At 34.6% G+C, this 483-nt stretch carries 1 protein-coding gene; it reads left to right on the top strand.

Translation table 11 applies throughout. The features are described from left to right. Window positions 1-353: hypothetical protein (locus Q0857_RS16895; protein ID WP_298538082.1), on the top strand; the 353-nt coding region annotated here is incomplete at its 5' end. Window positions 354-483: the final 130 nt, after the last annotated feature.

Raw genomic sequence — 483 nt, forward strand, 5'->3', positions numbered from 1 at the left:
TAAAATCGGACAATGATATGGAATTTGTCTACTTAAATTTGCTAAGAAGCCACATTTTGGATTTACCGAATCTAAAAGAAATTTTCTGGAAATTGGAAACCAGAGGTGAAGTGGAAAAGGTGGAAAGAAAACATAAAGGAAAAATAAAAGAAGAGTACGAAATACTAAGTAAAAGAAAAACTATTGTAGATGGAGAAGGCTATATGTTTCAGGCCAAAGGCTGGAAATCTAACGAATTTGAGTTTTCAAATCCTGACGGGTATTTAGAATATTACCCAGAGGTTGATGAACTAATTTTTGTTTGCGAGATATTAAATACGATTCGAAATGAATTTGGGATATGGAAAAAATAACTATGCACAACAACGGCTATAAGTCATTGCTTCGGAATTTTCTACCGAAAATTCCTTCCGTTTTGCTAAGTTTGTTTTACGGCGGAAAATCCTAGCGGATTTTCACGCAACAAACCATAGCCCAACCGTT

This window comes from uncultured Algibacter sp. (assembly GCF_947495925.1).
Taxonomy (GTDB): Bacteria; Bacteroidota; Bacteroidia; order Flavobacteriales; family Flavobacteriaceae; genus Algibacter_E.